19 protein-coding genes are annotated in these 23,988 nt (G+C 60.6%); 2 read left to right on the top strand and 17 right to left on the bottom strand.

What is annotated here, in order from left to right:
• Positions 1–55 precede the first annotated feature (55 nt).
• The 6 genes from ASD00_RS14465 to ASD00_RS14440 all read right to left on the bottom strand — a co-directional run bounded on the left by ASD00_RS14465 (position 56) and on the right by ASD00_RS14440 (position 6,385).
• Positions 56–526 (bottom strand): hypothetical protein, encoded by a 471-nt coding sequence (locus tag ASD00_RS14465; protein WP_025430143.1) that lies wholly within the window; start codon positions 524–526, stop codon positions 56–58.
• A 99-nt stretch (positions 527–625) separates the two neighbouring features.
• On the bottom strand, positions 626–1,465 hold the full coding sequence (ppk2, locus tag ASD00_RS14460) for a polyphosphate kinase 2 (RefSeq protein WP_057207266.1): 840 nt from the start codon (positions 1,463–1,465) through the stop codon (positions 626–628).
• A 670-nt stretch (positions 1,466–2,135) separates the two neighbouring features.
• The gene (locus ASD00_RS14455) at positions 2,136–2,546 is read right to left on the bottom strand and encodes a type II toxin-antitoxin system VapC family toxin (RefSeq protein ID WP_057207265.1); all 411 of its coding nucleotides are present in this window, start codon (positions 2,544–2,546) and stop codon (positions 2,136–2,138) included.
• Complete coding sequence (locus ASD00_RS14450; protein ID WP_057207264.1) at positions 2,543–2,776, bottom strand: AbrB/MazE/SpoVT family DNA-binding domain-containing protein; 234 nt, start codon at positions 2,774–2,776, stop codon at positions 2,543–2,545. Before ASD00_RS14450 ends, ASD00_RS14455 begins: the two co-directional genes overlap by 4 nt.
• 292 nt (positions 2,777–3,068) lie before the next feature.
• The gene (locus ASD00_RS14445) at positions 3,069–5,519 is read right to left on the bottom strand and encodes an FAD-dependent oxidoreductase (RefSeq protein WP_057207263.1); all 2,451 of its coding nucleotides are present in this window, start codon (positions 5,517–5,519) and stop codon (positions 3,069–3,071) included.
• A gap of 83 nt (positions 5,520–5,602) precedes the next feature.
• Positions 5,603–6,385 carry a DeoR/GlpR family DNA-binding transcription regulator gene (locus ASD00_RS14440; protein WP_057207335.1) on the bottom strand — a complete coding sequence of 261 codons (783 nt, stop codon included), beginning with the start codon at positions 6,383–6,385 and terminating at the stop codon, positions 5,603–5,605.
• Positions 6,386–6,599: 214 nt separating this feature from the next.
• On the opposite strand from ASD00_RS14440, the gene ASD00_RS14435 reads away from it, so the two are divergent.
• A complete protein-coding gene (locus tag ASD00_RS14435; protein ID WP_057207262.1) occupies positions 6,600–7,649 on the top strand; it encodes a GlxA family transcriptional regulator in 1,050 nt (349 codons plus the stop codon).
• A 78-nt stretch (positions 7,650–7,727) separates the two neighbouring features.
• Here ASD00_RS14435 and ASD00_RS14430 read toward each other — a convergent pair whose 3' ends face one another.
• The 7 genes from ASD00_RS14430 to ASD00_RS14400 all read right to left on the bottom strand — a co-directional run bounded on the left by ASD00_RS14430 (position 7,728) and on the right by ASD00_RS14400 (position 18,154).
• The gene (locus tag ASD00_RS14430; protein ID WP_057207261.1) at positions 7,728–9,734 is read right to left on the bottom strand and encodes a putative 2-aminoethylphosphonate ABC transporter permease subunit; all 2,007 of its coding nucleotides are present in this window, start codon (positions 9,732–9,734) and stop codon (positions 7,728–7,730) included.
• Positions 9,735–9,736: 2 nt separating this feature from the next.
• Positions 9,737–10,912, bottom strand: coding sequence for a putative 2-aminoethylphosphonate ABC transporter ATP-binding protein (locus ASD00_RS14425; RefSeq protein ID WP_057207260.1), 1,176 nt, complete (start codon positions 10,910–10,912; stop codon positions 9,737–9,739).
• Between the two features lie 168 nt (positions 10,913–11,080).
• The gene (locus tag ASD00_RS14420; protein WP_057207259.1) at positions 11,081–12,091 is read right to left on the bottom strand and encodes a putative 2-aminoethylphosphonate ABC transporter substrate-binding protein; all 1,011 of its coding nucleotides are present in this window, start codon (positions 12,089–12,091) and stop codon (positions 11,081–11,083) included.
• A 346-nt stretch (positions 12,092–12,437) separates the two neighbouring features.
• Positions 12,438–13,892 carry a phosphonoacetaldehyde dehydrogenase gene (gene phnY / locus ASD00_RS14415; RefSeq protein ID WP_057207258.1) on the bottom strand — a complete coding sequence of 485 codons (1,455 nt, stop codon included), beginning with the start codon at positions 13,890–13,892 and terminating at the stop codon, positions 12,438–12,440.
• A 10-nt stretch (positions 13,893–13,902) separates the two neighbouring features.
• Positions 13,903–15,171, bottom strand: a complete 1,269-nt coding sequence (gene phnA / locus ASD00_RS14410; protein WP_057207334.1) for a phosphonoacetate hydrolase — start codon at positions 15,169–15,171, stop codon at positions 13,903–13,905.
• A gap of 21 nt (positions 15,172–15,192) precedes the next feature.
• Positions 15,193–16,395, bottom strand: a complete 1,203-nt coding sequence (locus tag ASD00_RS14405; protein WP_057207257.1) for a 2-aminoethylphosphonate--pyruvate transaminase — start codon at positions 16,393–16,395, stop codon at positions 15,193–15,195.
• Positions 16,396–16,495: 100 nt separating this feature from the next.
• On the bottom strand, positions 16,496–18,154 hold the full coding sequence (locus ASD00_RS14400; RefSeq protein WP_057207256.1) for a Na/Pi cotransporter family protein: 1,659 nt from the start codon (positions 18,152–18,154) through the stop codon (positions 16,496–16,498).
• Between the two features lie 112 nt (positions 18,155–18,266).
• On the opposite strand from ASD00_RS14400, the gene ASD00_RS14395 reads away from it, so the two are divergent.
• Positions 18,267–19,190, top strand: coding sequence for a LysR substrate-binding domain-containing protein (locus ASD00_RS14395; RefSeq protein ID WP_057207255.1), 924 nt, complete (start codon positions 18,267–18,269; stop codon positions 19,188–19,190).
• Positions 19,191–19,390: 200 nt separating this feature from the next.
• Here ASD00_RS14395 and ASD00_RS14390 read toward each other — a convergent pair whose 3' ends face one another.
• The 4 genes from ASD00_RS14390 to ASD00_RS14375 all read right to left on the bottom strand — a co-directional run bounded on the left by ASD00_RS14390 (position 19,391) and on the right by ASD00_RS14375 (position 23,941).
• Positions 19,391–19,603: a hypothetical protein gene (locus ASD00_RS14390; protein WP_025430159.1), complete on the bottom strand. Its 213-nt coding sequence runs from the start codon at positions 19,601–19,603 to the stop codon at positions 19,391–19,393.
• Complete coding sequence (locus ASD00_RS14385; RefSeq protein WP_348272066.1) at positions 19,600–20,748, bottom strand: DUF2092 domain-containing protein; 1,149 nt, start codon at positions 20,746–20,748, stop codon at positions 19,600–19,602. Before ASD00_RS14385 ends, ASD00_RS14390 begins: the two co-directional genes overlap by 4 nt.
• Before the next feature lie 291 nt (positions 20,749–21,039).
• Entirely contained in the window at positions 21,040–22,644 is a 1,605-nt protein-coding gene (locus ASD00_RS14380; RefSeq protein WP_057207253.1) for a bifunctional aspartate transaminase/aspartate 4-decarboxylase, read from the bottom strand.
• A 115-nt stretch (positions 22,645–22,759) separates the two neighbouring features.
• Positions 22,760–23,941 carry a porin gene (locus ASD00_RS14375; RefSeq protein ID WP_082523558.1) on the bottom strand — a complete coding sequence of 394 codons (1,182 nt, stop codon included), beginning with the start codon at positions 23,939–23,941 and terminating at the stop codon, positions 22,760–22,762.
• Between the last annotated feature and the right edge of the window lie 47 nt (positions 23,942–23,988).

The following is a 23,988-nucleotide window of genomic DNA, read 5'->3' as shown; positions in this document are numbered from 1 at the left end:
TCGTAGGACGAACATATGGCAAGGCAGTTAGATCCTGCCCTGCCACCATTTCGAGCTAAGCTATTGGCGCTTCCCAGTTCAGGAAGAAGCCGATATCCCCGGGTATCCCTCCAGGGAACGTGACCACCATTGCCTTCAGCTTGTAGCCCTGAGGTTGCGCGGCAGCTTTAAATCGATCGTACAGTTCCTTGGCCTTGCCCTGCAGCGTCTCGGGCCATTGCGGATCGGCATTGTTGATTGCCCTGCCGTTGTCGGTGCAGAAATCGGAGGGAAACGTGTAGACGAGCGCCTCCATCTTTCCATCTGCAACAGCCCGCATGACCACCTTGCGGATGATTGCCCGCTCCGCTTCGCCGACGTGATCCTTGAAGAATTCATCGGCGAACTTCGCGCGTTCCTCACGCTCCCGATCCCTGATCTTGTCGTCGCGTTCCATTGCGGCGAGCTGTTTTTCGAGCAAGTTCTTGCGCAGATCGGCCGCGGTCGGAATGGCGGCGGGCTGTCCTGTATCTTTTTCCGCACTCATCGCTTTATCTCCAACAGATTGTTCGCTCATCGAGTGGTTCAGGCATCGAACGGGGAATGCAGGCGTCCCAGCACCATCGCTCCGTCGTTGCCTGCATTTCTAGTGACCGGCGGATCCCTGGATATCCGGCACCACATTACGCGGGCTCGTGTCTTCAATAAAGCCCGACGGCCGCTTCTGACGCTTACCGAGCTCGGGTTCTTCGAACTTCACGCGCTCGTAGGGTATCGATTTGAGGATGTGCGAGATGCAGTTGATGCGCGCGCGCTTTTTATTGTCCGAGGGAACAATCCACCAAGGCGCGAGTTGGCTATCCGTCATCCGGATCATCTCGTCATAGGCACGCGTATAATCCCACCAGCGGCGATAGGATTCCAGATCCATTGGGCTCAGTTTCCATTGCCTCAACGGGTCATCGATACGGCGGCGGAAGCGACGCTCTTGCTCATCCTCGCTCACTGTCAGGAAATACTTCAGCAAAGTGACGCCATTCTCGACGATCGCCGCTTCAAACCGCGGCAGCGCCTCGAGAAAGTGTCGCGCCTTCTTTTCCGTACAGAACCCCATGACGCGCTCGACCCCCGGCCTGTTGTACCAGCTGCGGTCGAAGATCACGACTTCCCCGGCGGCAGGCAGATGAGCAATGTAGCGCTGCATGTACATCTGGGACTTCTCCCGGTCCGTGGGTGCAGGCAGGGCGACCACACGGAAGACCCGTGGGCTCACCCACTGGGTTATGCGCTTGATGACGCCCCCCTTGCCGGCGGCATCACGTCCCTCGAAGATGATGACGATACGTGCTCCTGACTTTTGCACCCAGGACTGCAGATGCGACAACTCGACCTGCAACTTTACGAGGCGCTTTTCGTAACGGCGCGCCTCTTTCTTCGTTTTTTTTTCACTTTGTGCCTCAATGGGCCTATCGGTTATGTCGTCCATTTCTTTGTCCTCACGTTTCTCCACCCTTCGATTTATTGCCTTGTCGAAAGCACGTCGTTTGCCCGGCTGGACAGGCGCACACGAAGGGATCAGTTCGCGCGTCAATGGAACGCGTCCTGCCCGAAAGCCTTCTTGGCGACCGAATAAGACTTGCTGCGCTCGCCCTTGCCTGTGCGGGTTTCCTCAACGACACGAGTTGAGGGTTCCGCACCCGGTCCGGGGCATCGAATTCGGGGCTTGATTGGATACGGGTAAGCTGTGTTTCTAATTCAGCGTCGGTCGGCGTTGTCGCGCAAGCCGCCTCCGAGCCGCCTTCAATGCCAAAATCCATGTTCTTCCCCCCAAAGTCTTAAGGAGGGCGCACGAGCCAACACCGCCCGATGCTCGCCGCGTGTTTGCGCTCGTGCAGCACAACGTCAGGCTACATTATTATCTATGCATATGCGAATGTTTTGTCCGGACCATAATGCCTATCATTAACGATCCACGTCGCTCCAAGCCGGAACACTTTGGCGGCACCTTTGACCGGAAGTTATTGCCGTGTCGGACATGGTGATGCGGGAGCCTCTGTGCCAACACGGACCATTCAGACCGCACCCACGGCATCCAGTTCCAATAATCGCGACGGCTTGCCCGGCGCCCCCATTTTGAAGCGGAGCGCGCCGCGTCTCTACGTCGGCAAATGCGGCGCGATCAACGTCAAAGTGGGGAAATAGGTCCGATAGCGGCCGACATCACGGGTCAGCAACGGCAAGCCGCTGACGGCCGCGTGCGCGCCGATGAAAAAGTCGGGGAGCACGCCGGTCCTCGTCCCACCCGCCTTGCGATATCGGGTAAAGACCTTGCTAGCCAGAAAGAGAGCTTCGCGAGGCACCGATGTCAGTTCCAAGCCTGCCTGGTCGACGAACGCTTTGACATCTTCGATACGGTCGTAGCGAACGGAAAGCTCGGCATAGACGATGTCGTTGATCCACAGTTTCCCACGAAGACTTGCGTTTTCGAGCTGGGTTATGGACCAATCAGCCCATGTCGGATCGTCGGTGACAACGTCGAGAAGAACATTCGTGTCGACAAGTATCACGGTTCGCCACGCGTAAGTGCCATGATCGCGTCGGTATCCAGCCCTTTACCGGCGTGCCCTCGCAGCTTCGAGAAGCGGCTGGGCTGCTGCTTCTTGGCCGCATGTACGAGCACGATGTTTCCATCCGGGGCGCGCTGGAAATCAACCTTGCTTCCAGGCACGATACCCAGAAGGTCGCGCACTGGTTTCGGGATCGTAACCTGCCCCTTGGCTGTAACTGTCGTGGTCATTGTCGGTACCGTTGTAAGGAATGGTTTCATCAAGGTATTACTTCGCAGCCCGGCTTTCAAGAGGAGCGGCCGCACAGCGTCTGGTTGCGACACGCCCCTCAGGCTAAAGGTCGGACGACGCGATGGGACACGATCTCAGCCAGGTGAGGCGCGTGGGTTATCCAGACGCCGAGGCGGTGGCGTGTATGCGCGTTCAGGTCGAGACGCATTCCGGTGCGCAGCAGCACTGCGCACGTTTGTCACGAAGATCGTGCGGGTGAGCGGGAGCCGCCCACCCGCGAACGCCACATCCCTACACCTTGACACGCAAACCCTTCGGATCATAAGCCGGGGAAAGATGCGCGGTCACGGAGAACCGATCACCGGCAAGCTCGACTTCGAATCTCCCGCCCTCCAGGAATTCCTTGTTGACGCCAGAGGAATGTTCGATCAGGCCAAGGGCGACGGAGCGGCCGAGCGTGTGGCCGTAGGCGGCCGAGCGGACTTCGCCGACGGGCTTGCCATCGCGAAGAACCAGCTCACCGCCCCATAACATCGGCGACGGATCATCGACGGTGAACTGCACGATGCGCCGCGTGGGCACGCCCTTCTCCTTTGCGGCGATCAACGCGTCACGGCCGAGAAAGCCGTCCGGCTTGTCGAGCGAGAGCGCGAAGGCAAGGCCCGCCTCGTAAGGGTTGACATCAGGCGTCAGCTCGCGGCCCCAGGCGCGATAGCCCTTTTCCAGCCGGAGCGCCTCAAGCGCATAGTAGCCGCAATCGCGCAACCCGAAATCCCGTCCGACGTCGTGCAACGCCTCGTAGACACCGACGGCGAACTCCGTCGGCACGATCAGTTCCCAGCCGAGTTCACCGACATAGGTCATGCGGTTGGCATAGGCCGTGGCATAGCCGATATCGATCTCCCGGATCGTCGCGAAGGGAAAAGCGGCATTGGAGAGATCGGCTGATGTCAGCCGGGACAGGATATCCCGCGCACGCGGACCCATGAGCGCCAGAACCGCGTAGGCAGAGGTGACGTCAGTCAGCGTCACATGCGCTTCGGCCGGCAGGTTCTTGCGGATCCAGTCGGCGTCGTGCACTGGCTGCGCCGAACCGGTAATCAGAAGGAAGCGGTCCGCAGCCAGCCGCGGCACCGTCAGGTCGCTTTCATAGCCGCCGCGCACATTGAGGAGCCCGGTATAGACGGAACGACCGATCGCAACGTCGATATCGGCTGCGCAGATGCGGTTGAGTGTGGCTGCGGCATCGCGCCCCTGGACGAGAAGCTTGGCAAAGGAGGTCTGGTCGAAGATGCCGGCCACCTCGCGCGTTGCTTTCATCTCGCGCTTGACCGCCTCGTGCCAGTTCTGCCGGCCGAAGGCATAGTCCGTCACCGGCTTTTCGCCCTCGGCCGCAAACCAGTTGGCACGCTCCCAGCCCATTTTCGAGCCGAAGCAGGCGCCCTTTGCCGAAAGCCGATCATAGAGGGCTGAGCGGCGGAAGGGCCGCGCCGTGTCCAGCTCGCGGTTGGGCCAGGGCATGGCATAGTGCAGCCCGAGCGTCTCCTTGACGCGGTCATGCAGCCAGCGCGGATTGTTGTTGAAGTTTGCAAAGCGACGGATGTCGACCGGCCAGAGGTCCATGGTCGGCGCGCCGTTGACGATCCATTCCGCCAGCGCACGCCCGGCGCCACCGGCGCTCGCAATGCCCATCGAGTTGAAGCCGGCGCCGACGTAGAAGTTCTTCAGTTCCGGCGCCTCGCCGAGCATGAAGTTGTTGTCGGGCGTGAAGCTTTCAGGACCGTTATAGAACTTCTTCACCTCTGATGTCGCCAGTTGCGGCACCCGTTGCAGGGCGCTTTGCATCAGGATTTCGAACTGGTCCCAGTCGTCAGGAAGCAAGGCGAATTCGAAATCATCCGGAATGCCCGCCATGCCCCACGGTTTTGCTTCCGGCTCGAAACCGCCCATGACCAGGCCACCCACCTCTTCCTTGAAGTAGATGTAGCCATCGGGGTCGCGCATGACCGGCAGATCCGGGTGAACGCCTTCAATCCTGCCGGTTACAATGTACATGTGTTCGGCCGAATGCAGCGGCACCGACACGCCGCACATCAGCCCGACCTTGCGCGCCCACTGGCCGGCGCAATTGACGACGACCTCGGCGGCGATCGTCCCTTGATCCGTTTCCACACCGGTAACCGCGCCATCGGCAGTGACAATGCCGGTGACGCGCACATGCTCGATGATGCGCGCGTCCCGATTGCGCGCGCCCTTCGCGAGCGACTGCGTCAGATCGGTCGGATTGGCCTTGCCGTCACCCGGCAGCCAGACGGCGCCCACCAGGTCGTCGATGGCCATCACCGGCCAGAGATCCTGGGCCTCTTTCGGCGAAATCACCTCGATGGCGACGCCCTGCGCGCGGGCTGACGCGGCCGTGCGCTTCAGCACCGTCATACGGTCGGCCGATCGAGCGACGGAAACGGAGCCGCAATTCTTCCAGCCGGTGGCGAGCCCGGTTTCAGCCTCCAGCTCGCTATAGAGCTGCGTCGAATATTTGATCAGGCTGGTCATGTTCGCATGGCTGCGCAGCTGGCCGACAAGGCCGGCTGCGTGCCAGGTGGTGCCGCCGCTCAATTGCCCTTGCTCCAAGAGCACGACGTCCGTCCAGCCGAGCTTGGTGAGGTGATAGGCGACCGAACAGCCGATAATGCCGCCGCCGATGATGACGACCTGTGCCTGCGTTGGAAAATTCTGAGCCATGAAACAGCCTCCCGAAGCCGTGGAAGGCCACACCATAACAACGGAAGAGCAAATAACAAGACAATAAGTTACAAAATATTACATTACGTCGCGACAATCAGGCCTGGACCTCGGCGCTCCAGCGCTTCGCAGATCGCCTGCGGCGGTCGCGCATCGACGATTACCCCGGCTGCCAATTCGAAGCGCGGAATGCGCAGCGGCGTCAGCCGGCCGAACTTCGAGCTATCGAGAATGAAGTAGGCCTTCGCTGCCATCGCGATCATGCGCGAGCGCTGCTCGGCACCATTGCGGGTAAAGTCAGTCACCTCACCGTCCGGCGACAATCCGCCGCCGCCGAGGAAAGCCACATCCACCCGGAAATGGCTGATCGCCTCAAGCGCATCAATGCCGACAGCCGCCTCCTCTGCCGGATCGATCTCACCACCAAGCATATGCACCCGAACCAGCGGCTGGCGACACATCTGCAGCGCTATCGAAAGGGAAGTCGTACAAATCGTCAGGTTTTTTCGCTCTGACAGGGCATGGGCCACCGCAAGCGTCGTCGTGCCGGAATCGAGAAACACGACCATGCCGTCGCGCACGAGACCCGCTGCAGCCCTGCCAATCGATGCCTTCGCCGCAGCATTCTCACCACGCCTCTCCGTGAAGGCGGCCTCGGTCGGCTCGAACAGCGTCGCGCCGCCGTGAACGAGATCAAGTTGGCCTCGCTCCGCCAGGTGTTTCAAGTCACGACGGATCGTCTGGCGCGACACATCGAAAAAATCGGCAAGCTCGGTGATGCTGACCGTGCCATCGGCGGCCAGACGGCGGAGGATCTCGCCATGACGGCGGGGAGCAAGGGCACGAGCGCTTTGAGTATCTGACATGCAGATATCTGCGATCATTTTTGGCGTTTTGACAAGACGCGCCGCAAAAAGCGTCACCGCAAACCAATTTCGCCTTCATTCTCCCGGTCTGAAGTGCATCAAACCGCTGGGCCCGCGCATAATCACCCATGAAAGATGTCTAATTATGTTGCATAATGTAACTATTATTTGCATCTTGATCTCAAGCACTCATTGACGCAAAGGGAGGCAGGCAGTGCAACAGGCATGCACACAAGGCCGCCGATTTACCTTCTACCTGCTCGACGGCTTCACGCAGCACGCATTCACCTCCGCGCTTGAAGCGCTTCGCCTCGCCAATGATGTTCTGGGCAGGCGACATTACAGCTGGCAGATACTGACACGCGACGGCCAGCCTGCGCTGTCAAGCTGCGGCATGCGCTTGATGGCCGACGCAGCGCTCACCTCTGAGCGGGACGGGCTGCAACAACCTGAGCGTCCCCACATGATCGTAGTCTGCGGCGGCCGCGCCATTCCCCCTGCCGACGGAAAGGCGGAAGGCTGGCTGCGGCTGTCCCGGCGGGGAAGCATTGCCATCGCTGGACTCGCAGGCGGCCTCTACAGCCTGGCACGGGCCGGCGTGCTCGATGGGCGTCGCTGCGCCGTGCATTGGGAGCACTTTCCGGACTTCTCCGAACGGTTCTTCACGACGAAAGCCCGCCAGACGGCCTTCGAGATCGACAGCGACCTCTATACCTGCGCCGGCGGCAATGCCCCTTTCGACATGTTCCTGCGCATTGTCGAAGATGATCTCGGACGGGACGTAGCAAATCGCGTTTGCGAGCTGGCTCTATCGGAACGGGTCCGCAGCGCCGGAGAGCGCCAGCGGCTGCCGCTTCAGGCCCGCGTCGGCATCGATAACCGTGTGCTGATCGACATCATCGAGCAGATGGAGGCGAACCTCGCCGATCCATTGAAACTTGCCCACATAACTCCCACGACTGGATTATCGCGCCGTCAGATAGAACGCCTGTTTCGGCGCGAGATGAGGCGCTCCCCCAAGCGCTACTATCTCCAGCTGCGGCTGGAGCGCGCGCACCTGCTTCTCGTCAATTCATCGCTTCCCGTCTTCGAGATCGCCGTGGCATGCGGATTTTCCTCGGCCTCGCATTTCTCCCGGACCTACAGGGAGACCTACGGCTGTACGCCGCAGCGCACGCGCCTGGCAGAACTGGCGCACCGCCGGCCTTCGCGATCGACCTCAGGAGAGCCTGGTCGTGTGCTGCCCGACATGAAGGTCGCCTAGGCGACCGGCGGGGCCTCAGCCCATTGCCAAGGGAGAAGCCCGGCAGCCGAACGCCACCCTGTCCCGACACCGTAAGGCCTACCGCCACGCCTGCGTGCGCGCGAGTAGCCCGCGTGTGACCCCCGCATGGATGAGCTTGGCGACGACATTGGTGTAGAAGATCATCATGCCCATGGCCGCAGCCGGCGCGATGTCGCCGGCATCATCCATGTTGAGCACGGCGACCGACGCAAGCTTGGTGTCGGTTGAATAGAGAAAGACCACGGCGGAAACCGTCGTCATGGCGTTGACGAAGAGATAGATGCCGATGTTGAGGATCGCCGGCAGGCAGACCGGCAAAGTGACCCGGAAGAACAGCCGGTGGAAGGGCTGCTTGAGCGACGCCCCGACGGATTCGAATTCCGGATCCATCTGCTTTAGCGCGGTCAGCGCCGTCAGGTGCGCCACAGTGTAGAAGTGCGTCACCGTGCAGACGACGAGGATCGTCATCGTGCCGTAAATGGAGCTGAGTGGATTGGCCGGGTTGTTGAAGAAGAAGATATAGGCCAGGCCCAGCACCATGCCCGGCACGGCCATCGGCATCATGGCGAGGAAATGAAAGACACCCCTACCGAAGCGGAACCCGTCGGCCTTCTCGACCATGTAGGCGCCGGCAAAGACGATCACCGAGCCGAAGAATGCCGTCAGCAAGGCGAGCTTGATCGAATTGGCATAGGCCGCCCAACCGCCGCCATCCATCAGGTCGAAGGCGAAATTCTTGGTCGTCAACGTCAAGTCGTAGGGCCAGAACTTCACCAGTGCCGCGATCTGACACATGGCGATCATGCCGAGAATGTACAGGCTGACGAGGCACGAGAAGGCAAAGCAGAAGCCGTCCATGCGGACATTGCGCTTCGGCGCATAGGGCACCGCCCGCGCCGACAGCAGCGCCACCTGGCGCTTCTGCATCCTGCGGTCGACGGCAAAAGCCAGCACCGCCGGCACCAGAAGAATGACCGAGACGACAGCACCCATCTCGAAATTCTGCTGGCCAATCACCTGCTTGTAGATATCGACTGCCAGCATGCCGTATTGCCCGCCGATCACCTTGGGCAGTCCGAAATCGGTGATGACAAGGGTGAAGACCACGAAGGCGGCCGACACCAGACCATAGCGCGCGCCGGGCACCGTCACGGTGGTGAAAGTGCGCCATTTGCTGGCCCTGAGCGACGCCGCGGCCTCATAGTGGCGCGCATCGGCGACGGACAAGGCGGTCAGGATGATGAGGAAGGCATGCGGCAGCGTGAAGAACACCGAGCCGATGACGATGCCGATCGGACCGTAGATGGAATAGCCCAGCAGCCAGTCCTTGAAGACACCCTGATTGCCGAAGAGATAGACCAGCGCAATGCCGGGCAAGAGCGACGGCACGAGGATCGGTATCGTGAGGATGCCCCGGAACAGCCCCTTGAGCGGCATGCAACTGCGCGTCAATGCATAGGCGAGCGCAAACGCGATCGAAACCGTCACCACCGTGCTGATCGACGCCATCAGAACCGAGTTGTAGATCGAACGGGCGAGCGCCGGCGTCGAGAAATAGGTCTTGAAGTTTTCGACGCCGATGGTGCCGGCCGGGCGCAACACAACCCGGCGGAAGGTGGCGGAATCATATTCGCGCCACTCGGTGCCCTTCTCCAGCGTGGAGCCGGCGAGAAACGCCGTATCGTCCGTCATCCCACGAATGCGGTAATGGACGGGGCTGCGAAAATTGAACTGCGGGAAGAATTTCGTAGCGGCCAGGCGGCCGTCCGAATTTGTGGCCAGGTCCTTCTCGGTGACAACGCCGAGTTCCCGGTTGAGCGCATCCGCAGTGACTGCCGTCGCCCAATTCTTCCCCGTCTCGTCGCTCACCTGAAATTCGAAGGCGCTCAGATCGAAGCGGTAGGTTGACATCGACTTCGACAGCATGACGAAAAGCGGCGCGCCCAGTGCGACGATCAGGTAGAGCCCGATGACGGCCATGAAGCCGAGTTTGACGAGGTCGTCGCGCGAGGCCTGCTGGCGCAGTCTTTTGCCCGGTGGGGCGTAGTCGATCGTTATGCTCATTGTCAGATGCCCCTCGGATAGAGCAATAGGCGTTCCCGCGGTATCTCGACCTGGATGACCCCGCCCGTTTCGATGCGCAGCCGGCGCACCGCATTGACCGAGAAATCGGCGACGAGGGGCCTATCTCCGAGCCGCGGCGCGGTCAGCCGCGTCCGCCAGAACATGCCGAGGAACTCCATCTCGTGCACTTCGGCATCGATCAGATTCTGCGGCGTCGCCGGCCGATCGAGCGAATGGACCGCGTGTGCGTCGGCGCCGTGCGGGATGATATCGACAGGGCGGACCACCGCCGTGGTCGGATCCCCGACGGCAAAGCCATCCGTTGGACAACAGAAGGCGGAATTCCCGATCTCGACCTGACCATCCGGCAGGACCTTTGCCTGGAACTGGTTGGTCTCGCCGATGAAGTCGGCAACGAACAAGGTCTTGGGATGGCGGTAGATTTCGGTCGGCGATCCGACCTGTTCGATGACGCCGTGGTTCATCACGACGATCCGGTCGGCCATGGCGAGCGCTTCTTCCTGATCGTGCGTCACCATGATGGTCGTGACACCGAGCTTCCTTTGCAGCGACTTGATCTCATGGCGCAGATGAACGCGCACCTTGGCGTCGAGGGCAGACAGCGGTTCGTCGAGCAGAAGCAGCCCAGGGGATATGGCGATGGCGCGGGCAAGAGCGATGCGCTGCTGCTGTCCGCCGGAAAGCTGGGCGGGATATTTCTTGGCTTGCGCCGAAAGCCCAACCGTTTCAAGCAGTTCGGCAACACGTGCCGCGACGTCCGCCTTCGAGCGGCCGGTGTTTTCCAGGCCGAAGGCAATGTTCTGCTCGATGGTGAGGTTGGGAAAGAGCGCATAGGACTGGAAGACGATGCCGTAGTCGCGCTTCGACGCGGGCAGAACCGAAATGTCGCGGCCATCCTGCCGAATGACGCCGCGTGTCTGCAGATCGAGGCCGGCGATCGCCCGCAAAAGGGTCGTCTTGCCGCAGCCCGACGGGCCGAGGAAACAGACGAATTCACCCTTGCCGATATCGAGCGAGATGTCGCGCAGCGCCGTGAAATCGCCATAGCTCTTCCAGAGATCGCGGATTTCGAGACAGGGGGATGACGGTGTGGTCTCCTGGTCAGAGGCGCGGGGAATGCTCGTGGGTGTCGGTTCGATCGACATGGCATGTCTCATCTGCAAGCTCCGCTGGCTGTCAGGGATTTCTGCAGCGCCGCGCGTCATAAGGGACGCACTAAGGTCACTGTAGCACTTTGAATTGCTGCATGTTTTGATCCTCAAATCGAATGCGACCCAAGGAGAGAATGCGACAGGCGGAGCGCGCATGCACTCCGCCTGGGCCGATCAGCTCTTCGGTTCCGACTTTGCGTCGTAGCGCTTCTGCCATTCCTTCAGAATGGTGGCGCGATTGTTCGCGGCCCACTCGAAGTCGTTGTCGATCATCTTTGAAGCGATGTCGGTGGGCAGATGCTCGACCGGCTTGGCGACACCCGGATAGGCGACCACGGCATAGCCGGCATTGTACATTTCGTTGGCTTCCTTGGTGACCGACCAGTCGACGAGGGTCTTGGCGGCTTCAAGGTTTGCCGTGCCGGCAATGATCGCCGTCGCCTCGGCTTCCCAGCCCGAGCCCTCGCTCGGGAAGATGATGTCGATCGGCGCGCCGGCGCTCTTGGCCTTGGCGCCGGGGAACTCGAAGGAAACGCCGATGACAGCCTCGCCAGCACCGGCCATCTTGCAGGGCTTCGAGCCGGAATGCGTGTAGGCCGAGATATTCTCATGAAGCTTGTCCATGAAGGACCAGGCCTTCTCCTCACCCCACATCTGCATCCAGCCGGAGACGTCGAGGAAGCCGGTGCCCGACGAGCTCGGGTTCGGCATGACGATGTGGCCCTTGTACTCAGGCTTCGTCAGGTCATCCCAGCTTGCAGGGGCCTTCAGCCCGAGCTTTGCGCCCTCGACCGTGTTGTAGCAGAGGGCCGCAACATAGGCGTCCATTCCCACCCAGCTCGGCGGTGTGTCACCGTCGACGAACTTCTTGTCGAGCGCCTCGACGCCCTGGGGCTGATACGCCTCCAGCATGCCCTCAGTCTTCAGGAGAAGCAGCGATGTGGCAGCAAGTCCCCAGACGACGTCCGCCTGCGGGTTGTCCTTTTCGGCGAGCAGTTTTGCCGTCATGACGCCGGTTGAATCCCGGACCCAGTTGATCGTGATATCGGGATGCGCCTTCTCGAAGGTTGCCTTGTAGCGATCAAGGTCGACAGCTTCGACAGCGGTGTAAACGGTGAGCTCGGTCTGGACGGAAGCAATGACGGGAAGAGCCACGGACATGGCGCCGGCAAGCATAAAAAACATGTGTCTGGTCATGCTGAAAATCTCCTCTGGAGGCCTGGAAAAATCCGGGAAGCATGGCGGACAATCTGTCGCTGCCCTTGTCTTGCACGCTTCAGGAGGCATTCTGCGTGGGTGTATTCAATTAGTAAAATTTATTATTCTTATCATTAGCAAAGTAAAATCTATAGGTCTTCTGCCGTCTCACTGGCATCTGCTGCCGATTGATGAAGAAGCGAACGCCTGCATCAGCGAGCGGCAGATGCAGACAATGCGGCTCGCAACAGGCCCCAAGAAAAAGGGAGCTGTCGGTCGACAGCTCCCAGAAATAGTGGTCAGGCAGGGGACACCCGGATCACCAGGGCCCTGTTCACCAGGGCAGGGAAAACGTCTTGACGTTGGTGAAGCTCTTCATCGCTTCGATCACACCTTCTTTGTAGCCATTGCCGGAATCCTTGATGCCGCCGAAAGGAGACATCTCGATGCGATAACCGGGCACTTCCCAGATGTTCACCGTACCGACCCTGAGACCGGCGATGTATTTCTGCATGCGGCGGAAGTCGTTGGTGCAGACGCCCGACGACAGGCCGAAGGCGGTCGAGTTGGACAGCGCAATCAGGGCATCGTCATCATCGGGTGCCCGCACGATCGGGATGATCGGCGCGAAGGTTTCCTCCATCACGAGTTCGCTCGAATGCGGCACGCGATCGACCACGATCGGCGGCAGCAGGGCGCCGCGGCGGCCGGGATCGTAGAGGATCTCCGCTCCCTCTTCGGCAGCCTTGTGCACGCGACGCTCGAAGGTTTCGGCGGCTCGGGCATGGACGACCGTGCCCAGTTCCGTTGCCCGATCCATCGGGTCACCGAAGCGCAGCTTCTTGGCCCGTTCCAGAACGAGCGGCACAAAGCGGTCGGCCACGCTCTCCTGGCACAGAATACGTTTGACGGCCGTGCAGCGCTGGCCCGAATTCTTCGTCGCGCCGGCGACCGCCAGGTCCGCCGCCTTTGCCAGGTCGTCATCCGACAGATCATTGAGGATGATCAGCGGGTCGTTGCCGCCGAGTTCGAGGATCTGGCGCTTGTAGTGGGCGTTCGCCGCGATCAGCTTTCCGACAGGCACGCTGCCGGTAAACGTGATGAGGTCGAAGTTCGGGTTGGTCATCATTTCCATCCCGATATCCGCCGGCCAGCCGGTCACCACCGACAGCATTTCCGGCGGCAATCCGGCCTCATAGAGAATGTCGGCGAAAATGAGCGCCGTCATCGGCGTCAGCTCCGTCGGCTTCAGCACCACGCAGTTGTTGGTGGCAATGGCCGGCGCAACCTTGTGCGCCACCATGTTGAGCGGGTGGTTGAAGGGGGTGATCGCCGAGATGACGGTCAGCGGCTCGCGCATCGTGAAGATCTTGCGCGCCTTGCCGTGCGGGGTGAGATCGCAGGAGAAGATCTCGCCGTCATCGCGAATGCACATCTGACCCGACAGCGTCAGCACGTCGAAGGCGCGGCCGACCTCGTAGAGCGAGTCCTGCTTCGATATGCCGAGCTCCAGCGTGATGACATCGGAGATCTCCTCCTTGCGGGCGACCAGCATCTCGGCCGCCTTTAGCAAGATGCGCTGGCGCTCGTAGCGTGTCAGCTTCGGCTGGTAGGCCGCCGCAATCTCGAAGGCCTTGCGAGCATGTTCGGCGTTGCCGGCTGGAACGGTGCCGATGACGGCATCGTTCCAGGGATAATGCACCTCGATCAGCCCTTCGGCATCGACGTGTCTGCCGGCGATGCGCATCGGCTCATGGCGAATGGCGAATGTCGTTTCCACCTTGGTCATCGTCCGCTCCCTAGTTTGCCGGCTGCGCCGCCGCGACGAGCGCATAGTAGAAGGCGTCGAAGTTGCGCAGCGTGGCCGCGGAAACAAGTTCGGGCAACTTGCGGTTCGAGATGAAGGGCACCTCCTGCTCGGTGAGGCCGCCGTGTGAGCGTAACGGCTCGTTCAGCGCGGCAAGATCATGGCGATGCTCGCTGGTGCCAAGCGTCTTGTTCTCCGACGAGATGATGACGATATCGCCGATGCGGTCATCCGGCAGTTCGAAACGAATGCAGGCCTCGGGCCGCGACAGCACGAGGTCGATGCCGTCGATCGCTGCCAGCCGCTCGATGATCTCTTCCTTGTCGGCGCGTTCCGGCAGGTAGGCGGTCGCGAACGAGCCAAGCGCACCATGGTGCACGACGTAGGGATCCGTGATCGGCAGGATGACGCGGGCAGCGTCCTTTCCGAGCCACTCGTCGAGCACGTCCTGCACGTAGATGACATCGGGAGAACCGTCGGCCTTGTGCTTCGGCTTCATGCCGTGATCGGCCGTGACGATGATCGCCGCACCAAGCGCGTCGAGTTCGGTCAGGTACTTGTCGAACATCTCGTAGAAGGCGTTCGCCTGGGGAACGCCCGGCGCATATTTGTGCTGCACGTAGTCGGTCGTCGTCAGGTACATGACGTCAGGGCTGAACTCCTTCAGCAGCTTTACGCCGGCTGCGAAGACGAATTCCGAAAGTTCCGCCGAATAGACCTCCGGCACCGGGCGCCCAAGCCAGGCCGAGGCATTCTCGATGCCGTGTTCCGCCTTGGTCGACGTGTCGGACTTTTCGGACGAGAAGCAGACCGCCCTGCCCTCGTCGAACTTGAGGCCGTGACCGAGAAGCGCACGGAGCTTGTCCTTGGCGGTGACGACCGCGACCTTCGCGCCGGCATCGTAGAAGGCCTTGAAGATGGTCGGCGCGCGCAGGAAGCGGGGATCGTTCATCATCACTTCGTTGCCGGTCTGCGGTTCGTAGAGGTAGTTGCCGCAGATGCCGTGAATGGCCGGCGGACGGCCGGTCGCAATGGAGAGGTTGTTGGGGTTGGTGAAGCTCGGGATGACGCTGAGCGCGGTGCGCTCCGTGCCCGTCTGGCGCATGCGGGCAAGTGTCGGCATCAACCCGGCCTTGATGGCCTCGTCGAGATAGGCCGGCTCGCAGCCATCGAGGCAGATGGCGATGGCTGGGACGTTTGGCCAGGGATAGCTGCGCCGGTTCGCGGTGACGGCGACGTTGATCTTGGACATCTGGTTCATCGGGAAAATCCTATCGTTCATTCAGGCGGCGAGACGGCTGCGTTCGGCAAGGGCGATCGCCGGAGGCGCAGCACTGGCGACCCCCATTTCGGTGAGGGATGCGCGCGCGGCCTCGACCACGCGGCGCATCACATGTTCATCCATGCGGCCGATGCAGCCGACGCGGAAGCTGTCGACGACCGTCAGCTTGCCGGGATAGATGATGAACCCCTTCTCCTTCATCAGGTCGTAGAACCGATCAAAGGCGAAAGCCGGATCGGCAGGGCTGAAGAAGGTAACGATGATCGGCGACAGCCACCGGTCGGCAAGCAGGGTCTCGAAGCCTGCCTCGCGCATGCCGGCGACCATGACGTCGCGGTTGCGGGCATAACGCGCGCCGCGGGCGGAGACTCCGCCTTCCTCGCGATGCAGACGAAGGGCCTCCAGGAATGCAGCGACGACATGCGTCGGCGGCGTGTAGCGCCACTGACCGGTCTTGTTCATGTAGTCCCATTGCGCGTGCACATCGAGGCTGAGCGAGTGGCTGCGGCCCTTGGCGGCCTCCAGTTCGCTTTTGCGGGCTATGACGAAGCCGAAGCCAGGCACCCCTTCGATGCATTTATTGGCTGAGGAAACAATCGCCTCGTAGCGGAAGTCGGCAACGCCGGCCGGTACGGCACCGAAGGCGCTCATCGAGTCGACCAGCAGCTTGCGGCCTCTGGCATAGACGACCTCGGAGATTTCCTTCAGCGGATTGAGGATGCCGGAACTGGTCTCGCAGTGAACGACGACCACGTGGGTAATGGCCGGATCCGCGTCGAGCGCAGCGGCAACCTCGGGTCCGCGTGGCGGCATGTAATCGCCCTTGTCGATCGTCACGTGGTCGCGGCCGAGATAGGCGAGCGTTTGGGCGATGCGCTTGCCATAGGCGCCGTTCATCAGCACCAGCACCTTGCCGTCGCGGGGAACGAAACTGCCCAGCATCGCCTCGACCGAGAACGAACCGCTGCCCTGCATCGGAACGCAATCGAACTCGCCCTTGGTATCGCCGGCAATATCGAGAAGCTGGCGACGCAGGTCGGCAGTCATCGCACGGAAATCACCGTCCCATGATCCCCAGTCCCTAAGCATAGCCTCCTTGACTTCATAGGCCGTCGTCAGCGGACCGGGCGTCAGCAGATAGGGCTCGCCCAGTCTCGGCGTTTCCAGCGGTGCGATGGTTCTGTCAGAAGCGGTGTTTGGCATTGTCCGTCCTCACGTTGGCGTCTCCGGAACCGACAATGCGGTGGCCGAATGTATATGTACAATCGTTCTTTTGTATGAATCTATAGATTACACTTATATGTTAGGCGGCCGGAACGAGGCGGCTTTCGAGCAGATCCCCGGTCTCGCGAAGACGGGGATAGGCCATCGTCGTGACCAGTGAATTGAGCTCTTTCAGCGCACGCACGATCTCCAGATGCATGTCGCTCGATTGGATGCTGGCAGCAATTCCCTGCCTCAGCCGCTCAAGGTGGCTTTGACTGCTTTCCTGCACCAGCCGGCGCACGTGTTCCTTCTGGCGCACCATCTCGCGGGCAATCACCGGTTCGGGCGAGACCAGCAGATTGGCGGCAAGTTTCACGTTCGAAAACACTGCGTCATGCAGCGCCGTCAGTTCGTGCCAGCCGGCTTGCGAAAAGGCGCCCGCCCCTTCCAGCCGCTCCTCCGCCATGCGCAACAGGCTCTTCGACACCACGTCGCCGGCATATTCCAGATGAATGGCCGCCTCGGTGAGCTCGATGCCGCGCCGGGACTGCTCCTCCGTCAGCACACCTCTATTAACTGCGGCGATAAAGAGCTTGATCTCGCTATGGGCGCGATGGATGTCGCCGTCGATGCGACGCAGCGCATCGACCGTCTCGGGCGTTGGCGACGCGATTACCCCCATGACCGGTTCGAGCAAACGCGTGATCAGGTTGCCCATATGCAGCACTTCGCGAGCGGCCGCCGCCAAAGCCTGCGCCGGCTTTTCGATCAGAGACCGGTCGAGCGCACTGACATGCGCTGCAAGACCGGCATCTTTTCCGCCGGCGTTGTCAGGCGTGAGAACGCGAACGAAGCGCGCCATCAGACCACACGATATGAGACCCAGGAGCACCAGTGCAGCATTGAACAGCACGTGCAGATTGACGAGCTCGGCAGCCACCGTCGTGCCAGGCAGCCACGCAAAAGAGAGCTGCGCGGAAAACAGCGCAAAGACTGCGGCACTGAACAGCGCGCGAAAGACGAGATTGCCAAGCGGCAGCCGCCTGCCTTCCACCGGCAGGCCTCGGGTCAGCCACAGCGCGATCAGCCCACCACCAAGGTTGACGCCAAGGATCAGGGGAATGCCGACATCGAGCGGCAGCAGGCCCTTTGCGGCAAAGGTCAGGATCAAAAGGATGGCCGCAACGCTTGAATGCAGGCCCCAGGTGAAGACCGCAGCCACGATCATGACCGTGAGAGGGTCTTTGCTCAGCATGTCGATCGCTGCCGGCAGCAATGGGCTTTGACCAAGCGGAAGGGTCGCATGGCCGATCATCTGCAGCGACAGGAGCAACAGGCCGATCCCGAGAACCGCACGCCCGGCCTCGACCGGCTTGCGAGCGCGCGCCTTGAGATGCAGGAGGCCGCCAGCGGCAATCAGCAATGGCGCCAGCCAGTGCAGATCAAAACTCAAGATCTTGACGACAAGGGCAGAGCCCAGGTCCGCGCCGAGAAGGACCGCCAGCCCGACATCGAGGCTCAGCGCTCCACTTACGGCAAAGCTGGCGGCGAGCATCGCAACCGCCGTCGAACTCTGCAGGGCAATTGCAATCAAACAGCCGTAGGCTGCCGCGCGGGGCCTGCCGCCTGCCCCTCCAACGGCACGGGTGACCACGTCGCCGCAGGCAGCTTCGACGCCCTTCTTGACGAGGCTGACGGCATAAAGCAGCAGGACTGTTGCGGCGGTAAGTTCAAGGGCGACAGCCGAAAGATTCATAGGCGCGCTCCGGAAAGGGTTAACTCCGGAAATTATCTTTTGCCCCTTTACATAAATCAAATCGTTCGTTCTGATAGTTGCATAGATAGAATTTATCTTTGGGGATGTTACCGTGCGCTATGTCCAGCTCCGTGCCTTTCACAATGTGGCCATCCATGGCGGCTTCTCGCGGGCAGCCGAGGCGCTCTTCCTGACGCAGCCCGCCGTCTCCGATCAGGTACGCAAGTTGGAGGAGGAGTATGACGTCCTGCTCTTCAATCGAAACAAGAAGCAGGTAACACTGACCCAGGCGGGCCAGCAGCTTCTCGAAGTCACCCGGCGCATGTTCGACGTCGAGCAACAGGCACTCGATCTTCTCTCGGAGTCGCGCGCATTAAGGGCTGGAAAGCTGCGGATCGTCGCGGATGCCGCACACCATCTGCTGCACATCCTGGCCGCCTTCCGGCGGGCCTACCCGACCGTGCAGGTTTCGATCGATGCGGGCAACACGGAAACCGTCATCACCAGCCTGCACGCCTATGAAGCGGATATCGGCGTTCTCGGTGAAATCCCGCAGGCCGGCGACTTCGACGTTCTGAAGCTCAATTCGACGCCGATCATCGCCTTCGCAAGCCGCGATTATCCTTTGGCGACATGTCAGAGCGCCACCTTCGCAGAGCTTGCAAAACATCCGCTCGTCATGCGCGAGCGAGGTTCCAAGACCCGCCAGAAGCTCGAGGCCATGGCCGCACAATGCGACGTCACGCTGACGCCGCTGATCGAGGCCGAGGGCCGCGAGGCGGTTCGCGAGATTGTCGCTGCTGGCGGCGGCGTCGGTTTCGTCTCATCCGCCGAGTTCGGCCAGGACACGCGTCTCGTGCCGATCAAGATCGATGCCCCGGAAATGCTGATGGACGAAGCGCTCATCTGCCTGCGCGAACGCAGCAACGGGAAACTTGTCCATGCATTCTATGAAATAGCGCGCAAACTTACGCAGAGTGCAGAAGACGTCACGGCAGGCGATGCCAAGCCGTCGGGCGCAGCAACTCGCGCCTGACCGGCGATAGACCGCAGGTTTGGGAGCAACGCCTTCGCAGCCGTTCACCACGCAATTGAAGGCATGCGCAAAGCCGGCTCCAGCCTTGACGGCAAGAGTGTCGGAATGTGCTGAAGCCGAGATCATGCGGGCCGAACTGCATCAACCGTCCGAATTCCTATCCGAAATCGGCCATGCCTGCCGAACGGCCACGCGCTCTTCTAGCAGTTATAAACGCCTGCGGCACAGCGCCGGGTCGTCCGCCGCGCGGCACCGGCCACACTGACCGGCGTCAACGGCCGGCCGACCACGGCAACGGCGTCAGAGGTAAAGGTGGGGATCGCGAGAACTGGCACATCCTTCGCCAGCTCGCCGATGCCAAACAGAACTGCCCAAACAAGGCAGATCATTGCTGCGCGCTTACGGAAGGTCATTTTTTATCTCCTACCTTGAAGTTCTCTGGCAATTCACCCAGGTTGTGCTGGAGGTCGTTCACATCGATCTTTTCGGCATTCGACGCATTCTTGAAGTCGAAATCACCCGGCGCAACGGCCGCCCCGGATTTCCAATCCCTGATCTGGATGCTGTATTCCGGCCCACCCTTCACCTGCCCTGAGGTTATGACCAGGCGGCAGGGATAGGGCTCTGCCCCGTGCGCGATCCAAATCTGGAAATCGACATCGTCTTTGCGGAAGGCGAGAGAATCGCACTCCACGCCATTGACGACGCCGCTTCCCAGATCCTTTGAATCATACACCCCTTGCATCAATTCGTCATATGCACCGGTCATCAACAGGTCGGCGGCCGGCAAAGGCAAGTTGTACTTGTCCTTTAGCTCGTCGATCAGATGATCGACCGTCCCGGGTATTTCGACCTGCGTGTATTTGTTGAGGTTCTTGCCCAGGAGTGTCAGCGTCTTTCCATCGAACAGCGCCTCGCTGTCGACAAAGCCGCCCGAACGGGTCGTGTGTACCTTGTCGGGCCGACTGAGGGTCACTGTCCCCGAGCTTGCCAGTCCGAGTTTCTGATCGCTGTTGGTGACGACCTGGAAGGTGGAATCATAGCCGAACGACAGGGCATTCTGCGCCGCCAGGTAGTCGGTCATGGCCTTGAGCAGTTTCTTGGCTTCGGCCGAGTCGGTGACCCTGACGAGCTCGACGCGGCGGTTGAGAGCCCGGCCATCGGCCGTATCGTTGCTGGCAATCGGCTGGGCCTGTCCGACGCCTCCCGTCGTCAGCCTGGCGGCATCGATTCCGCGTTCGACGAGAGCCGCCTTGATGACCTCTGCACGCTCGGCGGAAAGGCGCAGGTTGGTCTCCTCATTACCGCTGGTATCGGTATGGCCGACAATTCTCAGGCCCCATTCAGGGAAGTTCTTGAGCGCCGCAGCGATGTCGTCAAGAAGTCCTTCCGCTCCAGGTCGCAATGTCGCTTCCGACATGGCGAAGCGCAGACCGTGAACGTCGTACTGTTCCCTGGTCTCTAGTGCCTGTTGCATCTCTTCCTTGCTGTATTGCTTGGAAGGCTCCTGCATGTTCTGGGCAAAGGTGGGGGCGGCCGCCAAAAGGGCGACCGTCACGAGCAGTCGTCTGACCAACCCGCGATGCCGCGATGTGATCCCGCCGGCTTCCTGCCCGATACCTTTGTGTTCCTTGTAGTCGAGCATCGTTGTGGATGTACTTAGCATCGAATGACTCCTTCTCACTGACGTGTGAATTTGACTATCGCGCACTGCTTGCTGGTACCAACAACATCTACCTCTGACTGTAGATACCTCGTCGGACGTCTTGCGCCGCAGCGAGCCGAGGCCGTGACTCGCGCAGCGAGAGCGGTTCGCAGTAATTTGCGAACCGCTGTTGGAAAATCTGTGTTACTTCCCTTTCAGCGCGTTGAACGTATCCACATAACCGCGCCCGACAGCGCGAACCGCGCGGCCAATGTCGTCATAGACGTCATCGGGAAGATTGGCGAAGGAAACGCGTACGCTCCAGTTCGGCGCATCGAAGCCGCCACCATTGAGCAGCACGATCGAATGATCTTCCGCCAGCCGGTAGACCAGATCGAGCGGATGTACATTCGCCTTCAGCCAGGTCACCATCTCCTCGCCGACATATTTGCGCAGCCAGAACTCGAAATCGATCGTTCCGTAGTAGCCGGCAAAATTCGCATTCGGCTGCAGGTCGAGCGGCAGCCCCTCAAGCAGCATGTTCACCCGGTCGTTGCAGATAGCCATGCAGGCCTTCTGGTAGAGCTTGTCGGTATCCATCAGCTCGCTGATGGAGAACATGGTCATCATCACCTGCTGCGGCAACGAGAGCCCCGCGGTGTGATTGAGCGCAACGTCGCGGCTATCGGCAACGATGCGGTCGATCATCTTGAGCTTGCGCGGCTCAAGCGTGATCGAGCGGTATCGGTTGTCCAGCGCCTCCAGTTCCTTGGCCGGGAGCTTGGTCAAGAGATCGTCGAGAATGTTCTTCTCGTTGATACCGATCACGCCGAGACGCCATCCGGTGCAGCCGAAATACTTCGAATAGGAATAGACGCAGATGGTGTTGTAGGGCAGCTCGCACATCAGCGAGCGGAAGTTCGGCACGAACGTCCCGTATACGTCATCGGTCAGAAGGATGAGGTCCGGCCGCTTGGTATTGACCAGATCGACCAGCTTTTTCATCGTCTGCGGATCGATTGCCATCGATGTTGGATTGCCCGGATTGACGACGAAGAATGCCTTGATCTTCGGGTCCTCGAGCTTGCGGAGCTCTTCGTCGGAATACTGGAAACGATGCTCCTGCGTCGCCCTGACATGGACGGCCTTGAATGCATAATCCTCGAGTTCCGCAATCTCGATATAGGGGGTGAAGATCGGCGTGCCGATCGCGATCGTGTCGCCCTTCTTGAGGATGCGATTGGCGATCAGCGACTTGAAGATGTAGCACATCGCCGCCGTGCCGCCCTCCACGGCATAGAGATCGAACTTGCCGACGGGCTTGCTCGCGCCCATCGCCCACATCAGATAACGATGCGCGACCTGCTCGGCATGGACAAGCATCCTGTCCGGGACGGGATAGTTGTCACCGATGATCGAGTCCGCCAATTCGAAAACGAAGGCGTCGGCATCGAAACCGAACATCTTGACGCCATGCTCGACCATCCTCGACAGGAAGTCGGCACCCGGATCTTCTACATGCTTCGCCAACCATGCGTCCAGTCGCGCCGCGATGCCCTTCATCTGAGGCATGCCGGCCAGGCCCGCCGCGGGGTTGTCCATCGTCCGCCGGCTTTCGGTCAGGGCGAACTGGCCGAAAAGGAAGAACCCTTCACGCGGCGTGGTCGCGATCCAGTTCGGATTCCCGCGGCCGGCATTGAGCAGCGCATTGGTGGATTTCAGCGCGCTGCGCTTGGCGAGCTTCATAAGACCGTCCTTGATTTCGAACGGGCTCATCTTCTCGTATTCGCGATAGTCGATCTCTGCCATAGGTCATTCCTCCCTGTGAACTGCAAGGTCCGCCGAAGCGGCCAAGTCGAAACAAAAGTGAACGAATGCACGATGATCGCGTGGTTTGACGGGCAGCATGCTGCCCGTCGTTGCTTCAGAATTTTATTCTGGCGCCGCCCAGGACAGCAAAGCTGTCCTGTAGATCGGCAGTCTCCTGGTCGAGTGAGTAGGTCCGGGCTCCAAGGTAGAGTTCCGTCTGCAGATAGTCGAGGTTCTGGACAATCTGCGCCCCGAAGGAATCGCTGTTACTGCCCTTGCCCGCAATGTCCTTGCCGAAATAGGCGTCGACCGAAAACGCAGTTTTGCCGACGTCGAAAATATCAGTCTGATAGCCGACCTTCACGTAGCCATAGTGTCCATCGACCGTGTCCTTGTCGGAATAGGCCGCGGCAAGGGTGAGGCTGAGACCGGTATCGATATGCAGGACGGAAACGGACGCGTCGTAAATCGAGTTGCCGTCGCCTGGCCTCGAAAAGGCAACTGCGGCACCGACCTTGAAGGCATCGTAGGTCTCATCGTATCGAACCGCCATGTCCCACACGGTAACGTCGGTTTCTTCGGGCACGACCTGTGTGCCGACCGACGACGCAAAGCTGAATCCGCCATACGAAGGCGTGTCATATCGGGCGCGGAACTTGCGGCCGAGACCATCATAGTTGGTGAACGCGTCCTTGACCTTGACCGTCGAAAGCGTCCCGTCATCGTTGCGGAAAAACGGTCCCCCGGCCATATCGGAAACAAGCGAATAGCCGACCACGCCCGTGCCGGACAGATCGACCTCGGCCGTCGTGTCCGATGCCATGCTGCCCTGGCCGAGCCAGAACTTGCCGTATTCCTTCGAGTCGAGATAAATTTCCGCCTTGCGCAGCAGGTCAGTCCCCCAATCATAGTGATCCTTGTTCAACTGGTTCACGTTGGTTGTCGAATAGGGGTTCCATTCCCATTCGAGATTGGCGCCGAACGACCAGCCCTTTTCCATGAGGGTGTAGACGCGAAAGCCCGCCCGCGTGGACGAGTTGCCGTTGTCGACCGGAAAGTAGTTATCCGTTGCCCCGCCGTCATCGTAGACCAGCAGGCCCTTGTTGATCTGACCGTAGAATTCAAAATAGGCATTGTCGTCGCCGAGCCGCAGCTTGGGAATCCAGTGTTCCGGAGCCTTGCTGGCCTCCGTGGCCTGCACCGCCGGCTTTGCCGGCTCCTGCGCCGCCACAGTCCCTGCGCCCGCCAATGCAGCGATGAGAAGTGCGGGCGGAACAATGTATAGTGTCTGTCGCATCAAAAGCACCTTTCAGATCATTGGCGATTCGCATCGTCGATTCGCAG

Source organism: Ensifer sp. Root31 (assembly GCF_001424825.1).
GTDB lineage: Bacteria > Pseudomonadota > Alphaproteobacteria > Rhizobiales > Rhizobiaceae > Ensifer > Ensifer canadensis.
The sequence above is the reverse complement of the archived record's forward strand: the minus strand, read 5'-3'. Positions and strand labels throughout refer to the sequence as shown.